The sequence below is a fragment of the Streptomyces sp. NPDC093085 genome (assembly GCF_040683935.1).
GTDB lineage: Bacteria > Actinomycetota > Actinomycetes > Streptomycetales > Streptomycetaceae > Streptomyces.
Genome location: NZ_JBFBFB010000022.1, coordinates 71,519 through 85,748, shown reverse-complemented (window position 1 = coordinate 85,748; position 14,230 = coordinate 71,519). Strand labels below are relative to the sequence as shown.

General features: G+C 76.3%; 14 protein-coding genes. 7 read left to right on the top strand and 7 right to left on the bottom strand.

What is annotated here, in order from left to right; all coding sequences use genetic code 11:
- Positions 1-122 precede the first annotated feature (122 nt).
- From AB0O07_RS35215 to AB0O07_RS35195, 5 genes are all read right to left on the bottom strand, one after another.
- Entirely contained in the window at positions 123-1,106 is a 984-nt protein-coding gene (locus tag AB0O07_RS35215; protein ID WP_365641411.1) for a YihY/virulence factor BrkB family protein, read from the bottom strand.
- Between the two features lie 67 nt (positions 1,107-1,173).
- Positions 1,174-1,809, bottom strand: coding sequence for a hypothetical protein (locus AB0O07_RS35210; protein ID WP_365641408.1), 636 nt, complete (start codon positions 1,807-1,809; stop codon positions 1,174-1,176).
- Positions 1,793-2,878: a DUF6286 domain-containing protein gene (locus AB0O07_RS35205; protein ID WP_365641405.1), complete on the bottom strand. Its 1,086-nt coding sequence runs from the start codon at positions 2,876-2,878 to the stop codon at positions 1,793-1,795. Before AB0O07_RS35205 ends, AB0O07_RS35210 begins: the two co-directional genes overlap by 17 nt.
- Complete coding sequence (locus tag AB0O07_RS35200; RefSeq protein ID WP_365641402.1) at positions 2,875-3,057, bottom strand: hypothetical protein; 183 nt, start codon at positions 3,055-3,057, stop codon at positions 2,875-2,877. The genes AB0O07_RS35205 and AB0O07_RS35200 overlap by 4 nt, the downstream gene beginning before the upstream one ends.
- Before the next feature lie 67 nt (positions 3,058-3,124).
- On the bottom strand, positions 3,125-3,628 hold the full coding sequence (locus tag AB0O07_RS35195; protein WP_365641399.1) for an Asp23/Gls24 family envelope stress response protein: 504 nt from the start codon (positions 3,626-3,628) through the stop codon (positions 3,125-3,127).
- Between the two features lie 243 nt (positions 3,629-3,871).
- On the opposite strand from AB0O07_RS35195, the gene AB0O07_RS35190 reads away from it, so the two are divergent.
- From AB0O07_RS35190 to AB0O07_RS35170, 5 genes are all read left to right on the top strand, one after another.
- On the top strand, positions 3,872-4,483 hold the full coding sequence (locus tag AB0O07_RS35190; RefSeq protein ID WP_365641396.1) for a sigma-70 family RNA polymerase sigma factor: 612 nt from the start codon (positions 3,872-3,874) through the stop codon (positions 4,481-4,483).
- Positions 4,474-5,307, top strand: coding sequence for a hypothetical protein (locus AB0O07_RS35185; protein ID WP_365641393.1), 834 nt, complete (start codon positions 4,474-4,476; stop codon positions 5,305-5,307). Before AB0O07_RS35190 ends, AB0O07_RS35185 begins: the two co-directional genes overlap by 10 nt.
- A complete protein-coding gene (locus AB0O07_RS35180; protein ID WP_365641390.1) occupies positions 5,304-5,672 on the top strand; it encodes an Asp23/Gls24 family envelope stress response protein in 369 nt (122 codons plus the stop codon). The genes AB0O07_RS35185 and AB0O07_RS35180 overlap by 4 nt, the downstream gene beginning before the upstream one ends.
- Before the next feature lie 155 nt (positions 5,673-5,827).
- Positions 5,828-6,367 carry a tyrosinase family oxidase copper chaperone gene (locus tag AB0O07_RS35175; protein ID WP_365641387.1) on the top strand — a complete coding sequence of 180 codons (540 nt, stop codon included), beginning with the start codon at positions 5,828-5,830 and terminating at the stop codon, positions 6,365-6,367.
- A 15-nt stretch (positions 6,368-6,382) separates the two neighbouring features.
- Positions 6,383-7,249: a tyrosinase family protein gene (locus AB0O07_RS35170; RefSeq protein WP_365641384.1), complete on the top strand. Its 867-nt coding sequence runs from the start codon at positions 6,383-6,385 to the stop codon at positions 7,247-7,249.
- Positions 7,250-7,333: 84 nt separating this feature from the next.
- Here the strand turns inward: AB0O07_RS35170 and AB0O07_RS35165 are convergent, their stop codons facing one another.
- A complete protein-coding gene (locus AB0O07_RS35165) occupies positions 7,334-7,603 on the bottom strand; it encodes a chaplin (RefSeq protein WP_365641381.1) in 270 nt (89 codons plus the stop codon).
- A gap of 199 nt (positions 7,604-7,802) precedes the next feature.
- On the opposite strand from AB0O07_RS35165, the gene AB0O07_RS35160 reads away from it, so the two are divergent.
- Together AB0O07_RS35160 and AB0O07_RS35155 are read left to right on the top strand one after the other, a co-directional pair.
- Positions 7,803-9,479, top strand: coding sequence for a SpoIIE family protein phosphatase (locus AB0O07_RS35160; RefSeq protein ID WP_365641378.1), 1,677 nt, complete (start codon positions 7,803-7,805; stop codon positions 9,477-9,479).
- A gap of 232 nt (positions 9,480-9,711) precedes the next feature.
- Positions 9,712-13,230 (top strand): phosphodiester glycosidase family protein, encoded by a 3,519-nt coding sequence (locus tag AB0O07_RS35155; protein ID WP_365641375.1) that lies wholly within the window; start codon positions 9,712-9,714, stop codon positions 13,228-13,230.
- A 51-nt stretch (positions 13,231-13,281) separates the two neighbouring features.
- Here AB0O07_RS35155 and AB0O07_RS35150 read toward each other — a convergent pair whose 3' ends face one another.
- The gene (locus AB0O07_RS35150; protein ID WP_365641430.1) at positions 13,282-14,133 is read right to left on the bottom strand and encodes an NAD(P)H-binding protein; all 852 of its coding nucleotides are present in this window, start codon (positions 14,131-14,133) and stop codon (positions 13,282-13,284) included.
- Positions 14,134-14,230 lie beyond the last annotated feature (97 nt).

Sequence of the window (14,230 nt, the reverse complement as noted above, 5' to 3'; positions counted from 1 at the left end):
GCGGCCCCCCCCGTTTAAAACACGTCCCCCGTCCCCCCCGCCCGCCGCGGGGGGGGGGGGGGGGCGGGGGGGGGGGGGGGGGGGGCGGGTACTCCCCCCGCCCCCCCCGGCCCCTCGTCCTGTCAGACCCCCGCCGGAGCCTTGTCGACGGTGCTGCCGGCCTGGACCGTCACGGCGGGCACCGCCGGTTCCGCCGCCCGCTCCCGGCGCCCCCGGGCCAGCTCCGCGTTGAACTGCGCGCCCGCCAGCAGCGACAGATTGGTGACCCAGAGCCAGACCAGGAAGACGATGATCCCGGCGAGCGAACCGTAGAGCCGGTTGTACGTCCCCGCGTGCGAGGTGTACACCGCGAACCCCGCGGAGGTCGTCAGCCAGAGCACCACCGCGAGAATCCCGCCCGGCAGCGCGCGCCGCAGCGTGCGCGTCCCGTGCGGGCCGGTACGGAAGACCATCAGCACCAGCACCGCCGCCAGCGTCAGCAACAGCGGCCACTTCAGCGCGTTCCACACCATCCGCACCGTCGTGCTCATCCCCAGCATCCGCCCCACCGCTTCGGCGGCCTCGCCGGTCAGGACCAGCGTGAGCGCGCTGGTCACCAGCAGCGCCAGCAGCGCGCACGCGGTGAGCGCGATCCGGGGCGCGGTACGCCACGGCGGCCGGTGGTCCACCGCGCCGTGCATCGCGTGCAGCCCCCGCCGGAACACCCCGAGATAACTCGACGACGACCAGAGCGCGCCCACCGTGCCGAACGACACCAGCAGCCAGGCCGCCGAGCGCTGACGCGCCATCTCCTCCAGCACGCTGTGCACCAGCGGCCGGGACTGCCCCGGCACGATCGCCGCCACATGGTTCGCCAGCTTCCCGCTCGCGTCAGGACCGGCGAGACCGATCGAACAGACGGTCACCAGCAGCGCCGGGAAGATCGCCAGCACCGCGTAGTAGGTGAGCGCGGCGGCCCGGTCCGTCGCGTCGTCGTGCCAGAGCGCTATCGGCGTACGCTTCAGCGCCCCGGCCAGCAGACTGCCCGGGGCCTCCTCAGGACGCGCCCCCTCCAGGCCGTCGCCGGAGCGCGACGTTCCCCCCTGCCCGGGTTCCTCGGCGGACAACTCTGCCTCCCGCAAACTCGAATGCGCCGTACGGCCGACACCCGACCGCAGGTCACAGCCTGCCTCATCACTCCAGCGGAGCACGCTCCGGACCACGCCCCGCGCGACCCAGGCTGCTGATCCTGTACCCCGTTCCGCGCCGGGCAGCGCCATGGATCCGGACCCGTGCGTCCAGCCGCAGCGGAGCCCCGCTGCTCCGGGCATCCGCCACCACCCCGGCGGCGAGCGAGGCCAGCAGCCGGGCCGGGTCGGCGTCGGGCTCCGGATGGACGTCGACGGTGGCCAACAGCCGCCGGGGCCGCCCGGAGAGCCGCACCCGGGCCCGCGCCACCCCCGGCAGCCGCTCCGTCTGCTCGGTCATCGCACGCGCCAGTGCCCCGGCACGCACCCCGAGCCCCGGAACGGGCAGCGCCACCACCCCCGGCTGCCGGGTCCGCACCTGGGCCAGCAGCCACCACGCCAGGGCGAGCACCGCCACGGCGAGGACGGCGATCACGGTCGGTGTCCACCACCCGTGCTCGCGCGCCCTGGCCAGCGCGCCCCGGTCGGCCAGCACCAGGTCCGGGCCGGCCGCCGGCCAGCCGCGCGGCAGCCGCTCCCGTACGGCGGCGTTCCCGGTCAGCGCCCAGAGGCCCGCCCCGGTCAGCCCGGCGCCCGCCACGGTCAGCAGGGTGCGGTTGACGGCGTTACGCGGCCGAGGCATCGGAGCCCTCCTTCTCACCCGGAGCGGAAAGCGCCGCCCCGGTCCGGTCGTCGGGGAGCGGCGGCCCCGCGGGCTCCCGGCCCGGGGCCCGCCAGTGCGCGTCGGGGGAGACCCGCACCCTGATCCGGACCGGCCGCGCCAGGGCGAGCCGGTCCACCACCTCGGCCGCGGCTCCCCGTACGGCCGCCCGCGCCTCGTCCAGAGCGCCGAAGCCGACCGTCGCACGGACCACCACGGCCCGGCGGCCCACCCGTACCCGGGCCAGCGAGACGCCCCGCACCTCGGCCACACCGTGGTGCACCAGCGCCCGCGCCGCCGACCGGTCGATCGCCGCGGGCATCCCGCCGTCCGGGGAGACCATCGCGAGCCGGCCCCGCAGCCCCGGGGCGACCCCGGCCACCAGCAGCCCGAGCCCCGCCACGACCGCCACCGCACCGGCCAGGGTCACCACCGTGTCCCCGGGACCGTGCGCGGCGAGCCACCCGAGCAGCCGGATCCGCGCCCCGCTCGCCGCGGAGCCGAGCGCCACCGCGACCACATCCGCGAGCAGCACCCCGCAGAGCACCGCACCGGCCCCGGCGACCACCGCCGCCGGCACCCGCCGCTCCGACCACGGCCGCCACACGCGCCGACGGACGCCCGCCGGCCCCATGGCGACGGACTCCACCCCGGCCCGCGCCGCGCCGCCGGGGCCCGCCTCGGTCGGCGAGTCGCCGGGGCCCGCCTCGGTCGCCGCATCGGCGGCCCCACGCGGCTCCGGCACCATCCCGCCGCGCGGGGTGAGCCGTCCGATCCGTACCTCCGTACGGCCCACCGTCAGCCCCGTCAGTTCGGCGGTCCGCGTGGTGACCTCCTCCTGGAGCCGGGCCCCCGCGCTCTCCAGCGGGGCCGGATAGGCCAGCCCGACATCGAGGCGGAGCCGCCAGGAGCGACCGCCGCGCGGTTCCGCCGCGACCCGGAGGACCTCGCCGGACGGGCCCAGCGACCGGGCCGCCGCCCGGGTGGCGATCCTCCGCACCGCCCGGTCGGCCACCCGGGTCGTCCCCCGCTCCGCCGCCTCCGCGCTCACCAGCGTTTCCGTTCGCCCGGCCGGAGCAGCTCGCCGAGCCGGCCCTCGTCGGCGAGCCGGCCCACTCCGTAGCCGACCGCGCCGACCGCGGCCACCAGGAGGAAGGCCGCGAACCCGCCGAACCAGCCCGCGAAGCCCAGCGCCATCCCGGCGAACAGCCCCACCACGGCTGAGTTCATCCCTCACCCCGCCCTTCGCTTCGTTTCGATCCGATCGATGTGCCCGCCGGTCACGGTGCGGCGTGCCTCACTCGACCCGCCCCTCGGCCGGAGCCGCGTCGCCGTCGTCCTCCGGGAGATGGACGTCGTTGATGGTCACATTGACCTCGACGACCTCTAGACCGGTGGTCCGCTCCACCGCGGCGATCACGTTCTCCCGCACGTCACGGGCGACATCGGTGATGGGCACGCCGTACTCCACGACCAGGTCCAGATCGATCGCCGTCTGCCGCTCGCCCACCTCGACCTTGACGCCGCGCCCCACGTTGGGACGGCCGCCGGGCACCCGGTCCCGCACCGCGCCGATGGTCCGCGAGAGACCGCCGCCCATGTCGTACACGCCGGGGATCTCGCGCGCCGCCATACCGGAGATCTTCACGACCACCACATCCGCGATGGAGGTCCTGCCGCGCGTGGCCGCCGGCTCGTCCGCGCCGACGCTCCCCGCGCCCACGGTGGTCGAACCCGCGCCCGTGGCCTGCCCGCTCACGGCCTTCTTGGTGGTGACAGGTGCTTCCTGGGTCGTCGTCATGGCACAGCCTCCTGAATTCTCGTCGGTTCCCCGGCTCTCCGGGGCTCTCCATTCGTTGGACACCCCGCCGGCCGGAATGTCACGCGGGTTCCCCGACTTTCTCTCCGCAGACCTCGACGGACCCCTCCGGGGAACTCCCCGGAATTCCGTGCGTGACATCGCGCCGTGCCGGGTGTCCAAACGGATATGCCGTGCCGTACGCCCGATCGGGGGTACGGGGAAGGCGTCGAGAGGAGTCGGTGAGTGCCCGGCAACGGGAATCAACTGTCGGCCCGCGCACCGGACCAGGTCCGGGAGCCGGACCGGGAACCGGGCTGGCCGGACGACGGTCTGCTGGCCGTCCGCGCGGGCGAGGGCGACGAAGAGGCGTTCGAGACGCTGGTGCGCCGGCACACTCCGGTCATGCTCCAGCTCGCGACCCGTCTGCTCGGCAGCCGTACCGAGGCGGAGGACGCCGTCCAGGACGCGTTCGTCAGCGCCTGGCGCAAACTGCCGGAGTTCCGCGGCGCCTCGGCGTTCCGCACCTGGATGTACCGGATCACCACCAACCGGTGCCTCAACCAGCTACGGGCCCGCCGCCCCGCCGCCGACCTGGACTCGGTACCGGAACCGGCCGCACCGGAACACCAGTCCTCGCCCGTCCGGGTCGCCGAGTCCCACGCGGCCACCCGCGCCCTGGCCACGGCGATGGCCGGGCTCTCTCCCGAACAGCGCGCCTGCTGGGTGCTGCGGGAGCTGCACGGCATGAGTTACGAGACCATCGCGGAGACGGTCGGTATCAGCCTTCAGGCGGTCCGCGGCCGGGTCTTCCGAGCACGCCGCTACCTGACGGAGGCGATGAGCGCATGGCGCTGAACGCGCATCCCGGCCGCCACGGGGAGCCGGAGGGGACACCCCGAGGCATCCCGGCAGCGAGCGGGGGGACCCCACCGGACGGAGCGGGGGCACTGGACGGCGCGGTGCCGCCCGAGGAGGAGACTCTGCCCTGCGGGCGGCGGCTTCTCGACGTCTGGGAGGCCTGGGACGCGGGGGAGGCCGCCGCCGACCCGCACCTCGCGCACTGCCCGCACTGCTCCGCCGCCCTGGCCGATCTCGCGGCGCTGGACGACACCGTGCGCCGGGCCCGCGCCGAGGAGCCGGACGCGACGGACGGGGCGGCCGAACTGACCGGCCGGGTCATGGACATCGTCCGGCTGGAGCTGCGCCCGGGGCGGACCCTGCCGCTGGGCGCCCCCGAGGAGGACGACTGGATCGTGGAGGCCGCTGCGGCCCGCGCCTTCCGCGCCGCCGCCGAGACCGTACCGGGCGTACGGGCCGGGAGCTGCCGGATCACCCCGGTGGAACCGCCCGGCGGCGGTGGCGGTACGGGCGGAGGCGGTACGGGATCCGGCGGTACGGGCCGGATCGCGGGCCGGGGGCCGGTCGAGGTCCGTCTGGAGGTCGCTGCGGGCCTGGTCCTGCCGCTGTGGGAACTCGCCGAGCGGGTGCGCGCCCGGGTCGCCGAGGCGGCCAGGGACGCCATCGGTATCGACGTGGCCCGCGTCGACGTCCGGGTGGTCGACCTGCTGGACGAGGCGGACCACGACATCCACGACATCCACGACATCCACGACGTCCACGGCGCCCACGGCGCCCACGGCGCCCGGACCGCCCACGACGAGGAAGGGGGAGACCGGTGACGACCGGAGAGAAGATCCCGGCGGAGCTGGCCAGGGTGGCCGCCGACGCCGTACGGACGGTGCCCGGGGTGGCGTTCCTCCGCCCCGGCTTCGCCGAACTGCTCCGCGCCTCCGCCGCCTCCCGCGCCGGACGGCTGATCGCCAGGACCGCCCCGAAGGCCACCGGGGTACGGGTCCGCCCGGTACCGGCGGGCGCGGGCGGCGCGGGGTTCCATCTCGACCTCCAGCTCGTGGCGCGCACGGGGCACCGTACGGCCGATGTCACCCGCGCCGTACGGGCCGCGGTGCGCACGGCGGCCACCGAGGTACTGGGGGAGCCGGGGGAGCGGGTCACGGTCACGGTGACGGTCGTCGGCATCGTCTGACCCCCGCTCACCCGCCCCGCTCACCTGCCCCGCGCGCCGGGCGGACCGCCCCCGCGCGCCCCGCCGCCGGGCCGGAACCGTTCCCGCCCGCCCTCGTTGTCCCGTGCGGGGCGGGTCCGGCCCGGACCCGCACGGCACCACGAGAGGCAGGTCCCATGCCCGGCGGAACCCCGGCGGCCACCACCCCGCCACGGTCGCGCGCCCCCTACCGCACCCGGCGCCATGTGCTGCGCGCCCTGTTCACCCTCGCCACGGTCGCGGGCACCTCGGCGGCCCTGGTCCCCGTCGTCCTGGCGGGCCGGGACCCGGCCGGCCGGAACACCCTCCGGGAACCGCACCGCGAGGGCTCCGCACCCCTCCTGCCGGGACCGCCCGACGGGGTGGTGGTGGAGACGTACCGGGGACGCCATATCCACATCGGCCCGGACACCACGGCCCGCGCCGCTACCGCCGGCCGTCCCGGCACCCCCGGCGTCGCCCCGCCCGAGATCCTGATCGACGGCCGGCCGCTCCAGGTGATGCGGCGGGCCGACGGCAGCTATCTCACCGTGGCCGACCACTCCGCGTCCTTCCCGACCCCGCTCCACGCGGCCCGCGCGGCGGTCGACGCCCTCGCCGGCGCCCCGCTGGCGCTCGCGGGACCGCTCCACGGCGCCCACCCCGGTCCCGGCCAGGGGCCGGGCCCTCACATCTGACGGCGGGAGCCCCCAGTGGTGTCCATCAGGAAGAACCAGCGGGATCTCACCGGCGCCGAGAAACGGCGCTTCGTCACCGCCGTGCTCGCCCTCAAACGACGCGGCGAGTACGACGAGTTCGTCCGCCTCCACACCCACTACTACGTCACCGACGCGGAACAGGGACCGCGCACCGGGCACATGGCCCCCACGTTCCTGCCCTGGCACCGGCGATTCCTGCTGGAGTTCGAACAGGCCCTCCAGCGGATCGACCCGAACGTCTCCGTCCCGTACTGGGAGTGGACGGCCGACCGGACCCCCGCCGCCGCCCTCTGGGGCGAGGACTTCCTCGGCGGCACCGGACGGGCCGGCGACCACCAGGTCACCACGGGCCCGTTCGCGTACCGCACCGGCGACTGGACGCTCCAGGGAAAGGTGCTCGCGGTGAAGTACCTCACCCGCGACCTGGGCCGCCCCTCCGCCCCGGTCACCCTCCCCACCCGGGACGAACTGGCCTGGGCGATGAACGAGACGGTCTACGACGCACCGCCCTGGGACTCCACCGTCCCCACCGGCTTCCGCAACCGCCTGGAGGGGTGGAACGCCGGCGACGGCGTGCGGTGGCGCAACCACAACCGCGTCCACCGCTGGGTCGGCGGCCATATGCTCGGCGCCGACTCGCCCAACGACCCGGTCTTCTGGCTCCACCACGCCTTCGTCGACCTGCTCTGGGACCGCTGGCGCGCTCAGCACCCCCGGGCCGGGTATCTGCCCAGGACCCCGCTGGGCGCCGGGGACCCCCAGCACGGCCGGGCGCTCAGCCTGGAGGAGCCCATGCCGCCCTGGAACGTCACCCCGGCCGCGCTCCTCGACCACCGGAGCCACTACCGGTACGACCGCTGACCGCCCCCCGGCACGGCGACGGCCTCCCGCGCACCCGCACGGGAGGCCGTCTCCTGCCCGGACAGGCAGGCGGTGGGGCCGGACTCAGCCGCCGTAGCCACGGTGGTGGCCGCCGGACAGGTTGGCGCACTTGTTGCCGAACGCCGGGTTGAGCAGGCCGACCACGTCGACCGTGTTGCCGCACAGGTTGAGCCCGAGGTGCACGGGCACCTGGACCACATTGCCGGACAGCACACCGGGCGAGCCGATGGCAGCGGCCTCGGCACCGGCGTCGGCAGCGGCCATACCGGCGCCACCCGCCAGGACGGCACTGGTGCCGACGAGAACAGCGGTTGCCTTCGCGATACGCGACATCAAGTCTCTCCTTGAACATTGCGGGCCCGGCCGCCGGATGAGCGGCCGTCACGCACTTCAACGCCCCCGTCCACACGGGGTAACGGAGAACACGCCATTCGATTCCGCTGCCCCGGAGCATCACCCGCACGGCGCAGCGCCCGGTGCCCGGAACCCCGCCCGGGAAGTGGCCCGGCCCGATCGGTGAGAAGGTGGCCCCATGGCCGATCGGGGCGTACCGCCGGCTGCCGCACCCGCGCCGGACGACTGGCCGGCCCGCCCGGACCGGAGCCTGGCCCTCAACCACATGGGCGGCTTCGACTGGGATCTCGACCGCGGGGTGCTCCACCTCGACCCGGCCGCCCTCACCGTGCTCGACCTGCGCCCCGGCGAGTACACCGGCGACCCGGCCGCCCTCACCCGCCGGATCCCGCACGCCGAGGCCGCCCGGCTCACGGCGCTCGCCGGGCGCGCCCTGCGCTCCGGCACCGTCCGGCAGGGCGCCTACTTCCGGGTCCGGCTCCGCGACGGCACCCTCCGCTGGACCCACGCCCAGGCCCACCTCGGCCGCGACCCGGAGGGCCGGGCCCACCGGGTCATCGGGATCGTCCGGGTCGCCGAACGCGAGCTGGCCCAGGCCGCGGCGCGGACCGACCTCACCGAGGCGCGCCGCCGGCTCACCGGGGTGGTCGCCCGCACCACCGCCCTGCTCGCCCGCGCCGCCAGCGTCGAGGACGTCCTGGACATCCTGCGCGACCCCGAGGCCCTCGGCCGGCTCAACGCGGTCAGCGTGATACTCGGGGTGGTCGAGGGCGGCCGGATCCGGCTGCTCGCCGAGGGGTACCCCGGCGCCCATGTACCCGATCTGCGCTACACCCGGCTGGCCGACCCGTACCCGATGAGCGAGGCCCTGCGGGACCGGCGGCCCGTCCTGATCACCTCGCGCACGGCGTTCCGCACCGGCTACCCGCTGCTCTGGCCGTACATCGAGGCGCTCCCGGTCGAGTCCGGCATCTACTTCCCGCTGATCGCCCAGGCCACCCCGATCGGCGCGCTCGGGCTGCTCTCCTCGCGGCCCGGCGCCTTCGACGACGAGGAGCGCACCCTGCTGCTCGCCCTCGGCAGCGGTATCGCCCAGAGCCTCCAGCGCGCCATGCTCTACGAACAGCGCCACGACCTCGCCATGGGCCTCCAGCAGGCGATGCTGCCCCGCCGGATCCCGGAGGTGCCGGGCGCGCTGACCGCCGTACGGTACCGGTCGGCGCGGCTGGGCCGGAGCGTCGGCGGGGACTGGTACGACGTACTGCCGCTGCCCGGCGGCCGGGTGGGGCTGACCATCGGCGACGTCCAGGGCCATGACACCGACGCGGCCGTGGTGATGGGCCAGCTCCGGATGGCGCTGTGGGCGTACACCGCCGAGGGCCATCCGCCCGCCACCGCGCTGGCCCGCGCCTCCGCGCTCCTCCGGGAGCTGGACACCGACCGCTTCGCCACCTGCACCTATGTGGAGGTCGACCTGATCGGCGGGGAGCTGCGGATGGTCCGCGCGGGCCATCTCGACCCGCTGCTGCGGCGCGCCGACGGACAGTGCGAGTGGCTGGCGGCCGAGGGCGGGCTGCCGCTCGGGCTCTCCGCGGAGTTCGCCGGGCACGGCGGCATCGGCTACCCGGTGACCACGGGCCTGCTCGGCCCCGGCGAGACACTGCTGCTCTGCACCGACGGCCTGGTGGAGCGGCCCGGCACCGACCTCGGCGAGAGCCTCGAAACGCTCCGGGAGGCCGTACGGACCGGCCCCGCCGACCTCTCCGCCCTGGCCGATCTGCTCTTCGACACGGTGGAGGAGCCCGGGGGCGGCGACGACATGGCCCTGCTCCTGCTCCGCCGTGACGGCCCGTGAGCGCCGTGCATCCGGAGGCCCGGAGGCCCGTCACGTCCGCAACTCCCTTGCGGCGGGCGTGACCTGACGGGGGCCTTCGCCGTTGACGGTGGGGCCCCGTCACCGCGTGTTCTCCGCACCGTTTCCGCGAACCCCTGGTTCATTGGCGTGAGCACGGCAATCCTGGGGCCACCCAGGGCTGCCGCCCCCGTGGCGGGCGCCCCTCACCCGTACCCGTCACCCAGGAGACGCCGTGGGCCCAGGCCTCGCCCGGCGGACCGCCGTACTGATCGCGGCCGTCACCGCCCTCACCCTCGGGGCCGGCGCCCCGTCCGCCGCCGACTCCACCACCGACCCGCACCCCCGCACCGCCGCCGAGATCCTGCGCCCCGTCGCGCCGCCGCCCGCCAGCGCGGCCGGCGCGGGCGCCGGATCCGGCGCCGCGCCCCGCTCCGTGGCCGACGGCGACGGCATCGAGACCGCCCGCGCCTCCCGCCCGGTCGCCCCCGGGGTCCGGCTCACCTCGTACGACCGGCTCGAATCCGACAAGTGGCTCCGCGTCGCCGCCCTCTCCGTCGACCTGCGCAAGGCCGGGGCCGACTACCTCTCCACCGGACAGGTCTCCGACCGCCGTACGGTCTCCGACCTCGCCGCCCACCACGACCCCGGCCCCGGCCGGCGCACCGTCGCCGCGCTCAACGGGGACTTCTTCGACATCAACGAGACCGGCGCCCCGCTGGGACCCGGTATCGCGGACGGCCGGGTCACCCACTCCCCGCAGCCCGGCTCCCAGCAGGCCGTCGGCATCGGCCCCGGCGGTGCGGGCCGCGTCCTCAAGCTCTACTTCGACGGCACCGTCACCCTCCCCTCCGGGCCCCGCGCCCTGGAGGCGTACAACGCCGCCAACATCCCCGCCGGCGGCATCGGCGCCTACACCGCGGGATGGGGCGCGGCGGACCGGGCGCTCACCGTGGACCGGGCCACCCCGGTCACCGAGGCCGCCGTACGCGACGGCCGCGTCGTCTCCGTCACCGGCCGGCCCGGCAGCGGACCCGTCCCCGCCGGCACCACCGTGCTGGTCGGCCGGGAGGCGGGCGCCGAGGCGCTGGCCGCGCTCCGCCCCGGCGACCCCGTCGACCTGGAGTACCGGCCGCGCACCGACGACGGCGGGCCCGTGCCGCTCACCGCGGTCGGCGGCCGGGAACTCCTCGTCGTGGACGGGAAACCGGTCGGCCACGAGGGCGAGGGCAACAACGCCACAGCGCCCCGCACCGCCGTCGGCTTCTCCCGCGACGGCGCCACCCTGTACGTCCTCAGCGTCGACGGCCGGCAGGCCGACAGCGGCGGCGTCACCCTCACCGAACTCGGCCTGATGATGGCGCGGGCCGGCGCCCACAGCGCGCTCAACCTCGACGGCGGCGGCTCCTCCACCCTCCTCACCCGCACCCCCGGCAGCTCCGCCCTGACCCTTGCCAACAGCCCCTCCGACGGCAGCGAACGCACCGTCCCCAACGGGCTCGCCCTCACCGCCCCCCGGGGCAGCGGCCGGCTCACCGGCTTCTGGGTCGAGCCCCGCACCCCCGCCTCCGCCGCCCCCACCGCCGACCCCGTCAAGGGCGGCCACCCCGAGCGGGTCTTCCCCGGGCTGACCCGCCCCCTGACCGCCGCCGGATACGACGAGACCTACGGCCCCGCCACCGGGACCGCACAGTGGCGGACCCTGCGCCCCACGGTCGGCCGGATCGACCGGAACGGCGTCTTCACCGCCACGGCCCCCGGCACCACCGGGGTACGAGCCGAACACGGCCGCGCCCACGGCGACCTGGAGCTGACGGTGCTCGGACCGCTCGCCCGGATCGACTCCACCACCCCGCGTGTCGGGCTCGCCGACGCCGGCGCCACCGGCACCTTCGGCCTCGTCGGCCGGGACGCGCACGGCACCAGCGCCCCCGTCGACCCCCGCGATGTCCGCCTCGACTACGACCGGACCCGCTTCACCGTCACCGACGACGGCCGGGGCTCCTTCCGGGTCACCTCGCGCACCGCCACCGGCGGCGGGATCGTCACCGCGACCGTACGGGGTGTCAGTACCGCTCTCGCCGTCAGCGTCGGCCTCGACGAACACCCCGTCACCGGCTTCGACGACGCCGCCTCCTGGACCTTCTCCCAGGCGCGGGCGGACGGCTCCGTCGCCGCCACCCCGGACGGACACACCGGCACCGGACTCGCCCTGACCTACGACTTCACCCGCTCCACCGCCACCCGCGCGGCCTACGCCGCCCCGCCGAGCCCCCTCCCGGTCGCCGGACAGCCGCACTCCTTCACCCTCTGGATCAAGGGCGACGGCAAGGGGGCGTGGCCCACCCTCCACCTCAAGGACGCCCAGGGCTCCGACCAACTGCTGCGCGGCCCCTACGTCACCTGGACCGGCTGGCGGCAGGTCACCTTCGAGGTACCGGCCGGCGCCCCGGCCCCGCTGAGCGTGGTCCGCTTCTACCTCGCGGAGACCGCCGCCGCCCAGCAGTACACCGGCCAGGTCGTCATCGACGACCTGGTGGCCCAGGTGCCGCCCACCGTCGACCTGCCGGTGACCCCCCGCGCGGCCGACCCGCTGATCGCCCCGGCGGCCCGGGTGAACGGCCGCGACTGGCGGTTCGCCGTGATGTCCGACGCCCAGTTCGTCGCCCGCGAACCGGAGAGCGCGATCGTGGCGCAGACCCGTCGCACCCTGCGCGAGATCAAGGCCGCGAAGCCGGACTTCCTCGTCGTCAACGGCGACCTGGTGGACGAGGGCGCCCCCGCCGACCTCGACTTCGCCCGCCGCATCCTCACCGAGGAGCTGGGGGACGCGGTGCCCTGGTACTACGTCCCCGGCAACCACGAGGTGATGGGCGGCACCGTCCAGGACTTCGTCGCCCGCTTCGGCCCCGCCCAGCGGGTCTTCGACCACCGGGGCACCCGCTTCGTCACCCTGGACACCTCCAGCCTCACCCTGCGGGGCGGCGGGATCGCCCAGATCGCCGCCCTGCGGGCACAGCTCGACGCGGCGGCCCGCGACGACCGCGTCGGCTCGGTCATGGTGATCGAACACGTGCCGCCCCGCGACCCCACCGTCCAGCAGGCCAGCCGGCTGGGCGACCGCAAGGAGGCCGCCCTCCTCGAACAGTGGCTCGCCGAGTTCCGCCGTACGACCGGCAAGGGCGCCGCGTTCATCGGCTCCCACGTCGGGGTCTTCGACGCCTCACGGGTGGACGGCGTGCCGTATCTGATCAACGGCAACTCCGGCAAGGCGCCCGCCGCCCCGCCCGGGGAAGGCGGCTTCACCGGCTGGTCGCTCGTCGGCGTGGACCAGGTCACCCGGGGCGCCTGGACCGCCGCCCGGGCCCGCCCGTGGAACGGCGGACCCGACTGGGTCTCCGTCCAGACCCGCGCCCACACCGACGCGCTGCGCCTCGACACCCCCGCCACCCTGGCACCCGGACGCTCCGCACCGGTGACCGCCACGGTCACCCAGGGGGCCAGGGACATCCCCGTCGGCTTCCCGCTCAGCGCCGACTGGACCGGCTCGCTCAATCTGCGGATCGGCGACCGGAGCGGCCTCCGCCCCCGCCATGCGGCGCTCTTCGACCCGGCCACCGGCACCCTCACGGCGCTCAGGCCGGGCACCGTCACGCTCGCCGTCACCGTCAACGGGGTCACCCGGCGCGCCGAGATCCGGATCGCCGCCGCCGGGGCCGCTACCGGGACCGCGACCGGGGCCGCGACCGGGTGACGCGCTCCCCGGGGCGCCCGCCGCACCGACGGCGGGCGCCCCGGGGAGAGTTCACCCCCGGAACGCGGCGACGTGGTCCCGGGCCCAGACGCAGTACGGCCGGGCCGGGCGGCCCAGCAGGCGCCGTACCGTCGGCTCCACCCGCGCCTTCGCCCCCGACGCCTGCCGCGCCGCGCTCTCCAGCAGCGCCTCGGCCACCGGGCGCGGCCAGCGGGCGAGCAGCGCCCCGTACGCCTGCTCCCGGTCCACCTCCACCAGCCGCAGCGGCCGGCGCAGCAGCCCGGAGACCGAGGCGAGCTGCTCGGCCGGGGTGATCGCGGCGGGCCCGGTGAGCGGGAGGGCACCGCCCTGCGGGACGCCGCCGGTCAGGGCCAGCGCGGCGACCTCGGCGAGATCGCGCGGATCGACGACCGCGTGCGGCGCCGAGCCGTGCGCCACCCGCACCACCCCGCTGGTACGGATCGACCCCGCCCAGCCCAGCGTGTTGGACATGAACGCCCGGGGCCGCAGCACCGTCCAGCCGAGCCCCGAGGAGCGCAGCACCTCCTCCGCGCCCCGCTGCCAGCGGGTGATCAGATCATCGGCGCCCGGGTCCGCCACCGCCAGCGCCGACAGCTTCACCACATGGCGGACGCCCGCGCGCCGGGCCGCGGCCACGAAGTGCTCGTCGTGCGCGGGCGCCAGCGGATCCGCCGTCACCAGGAACGCCGCCCGCACCCCGGCGAGCGCGGCGGCCAGCGAACCGGGGTCCCCGAAGTCACCGCCCACCGCCTCCCGGCCGGGCCCGGCCAGCCGCGCGACCCGGCGCGGGTCCCGGGCCAGCAGCCGGACCGGCTCCGCCGTGGCCAGCCGCTCCGCCACCAGCCGCCCCACGGTCCCGGTCACCCCCGTCAGCAGGATCACCGGACCACCGCCCCGCACGTCATCCGCGCCCCGCCGGAGCCGGCCGCCCCGGACCCCGCCGCGCCCGGCCCCGGGCACGCGGCCCGGCCCGCCCCGC

Excerpts from the sequence above, each read along its gene's own strand:
- AB0O07_RS35210 (WP_365641408.1), bottom strand. The coding sequence starts at position 1,809 with ATGCCTCGGCCGCGTAACGCCGTCAACCGCACCCTGCTGACCGTGGCG.
- AB0O07_RS35200 (WP_365641402.1), bottom strand. The coding sequence starts at position 3,057 with ATGAACTCAGCCGTGGTGGGGCTGTTCGCCGGGATGGCGCTGGGCTTC.
- AB0O07_RS35195 (WP_365641399.1), bottom strand. The coding sequence starts at position 3,628 with ATGACGACGACCCAGGAAGCACCTGTCACCACCAAGAAGGCCGTGAGC.
- AB0O07_RS35185 (WP_365641393.1), top strand. The coding sequence starts at position 4,474 with ATGGCGCTGAACGCGCATCCCGGCCGCCACGGGGAGCCGGAGGGGACA.
- AB0O07_RS35175 (WP_365641387.1), top strand. The coding sequence starts at position 5,828 with ATGCCCGGCGGAACCCCGGCGGCCACCACCCCGCCACGGTCGCGCGCC.
- AB0O07_RS35165 (WP_365641381.1), bottom strand. The coding sequence starts at position 7,603 with ATGTCGCGTATCGCGAAGGCAACCGCTGTTCTCGTCGGCACCAGTGCC.
- AB0O07_RS35160 (WP_365641378.1), top strand. The coding sequence starts at position 7,803 with ATGGCCGATCGGGGCGTACCGCCGGCTGCCGCACCCGCGCCGGACGAC.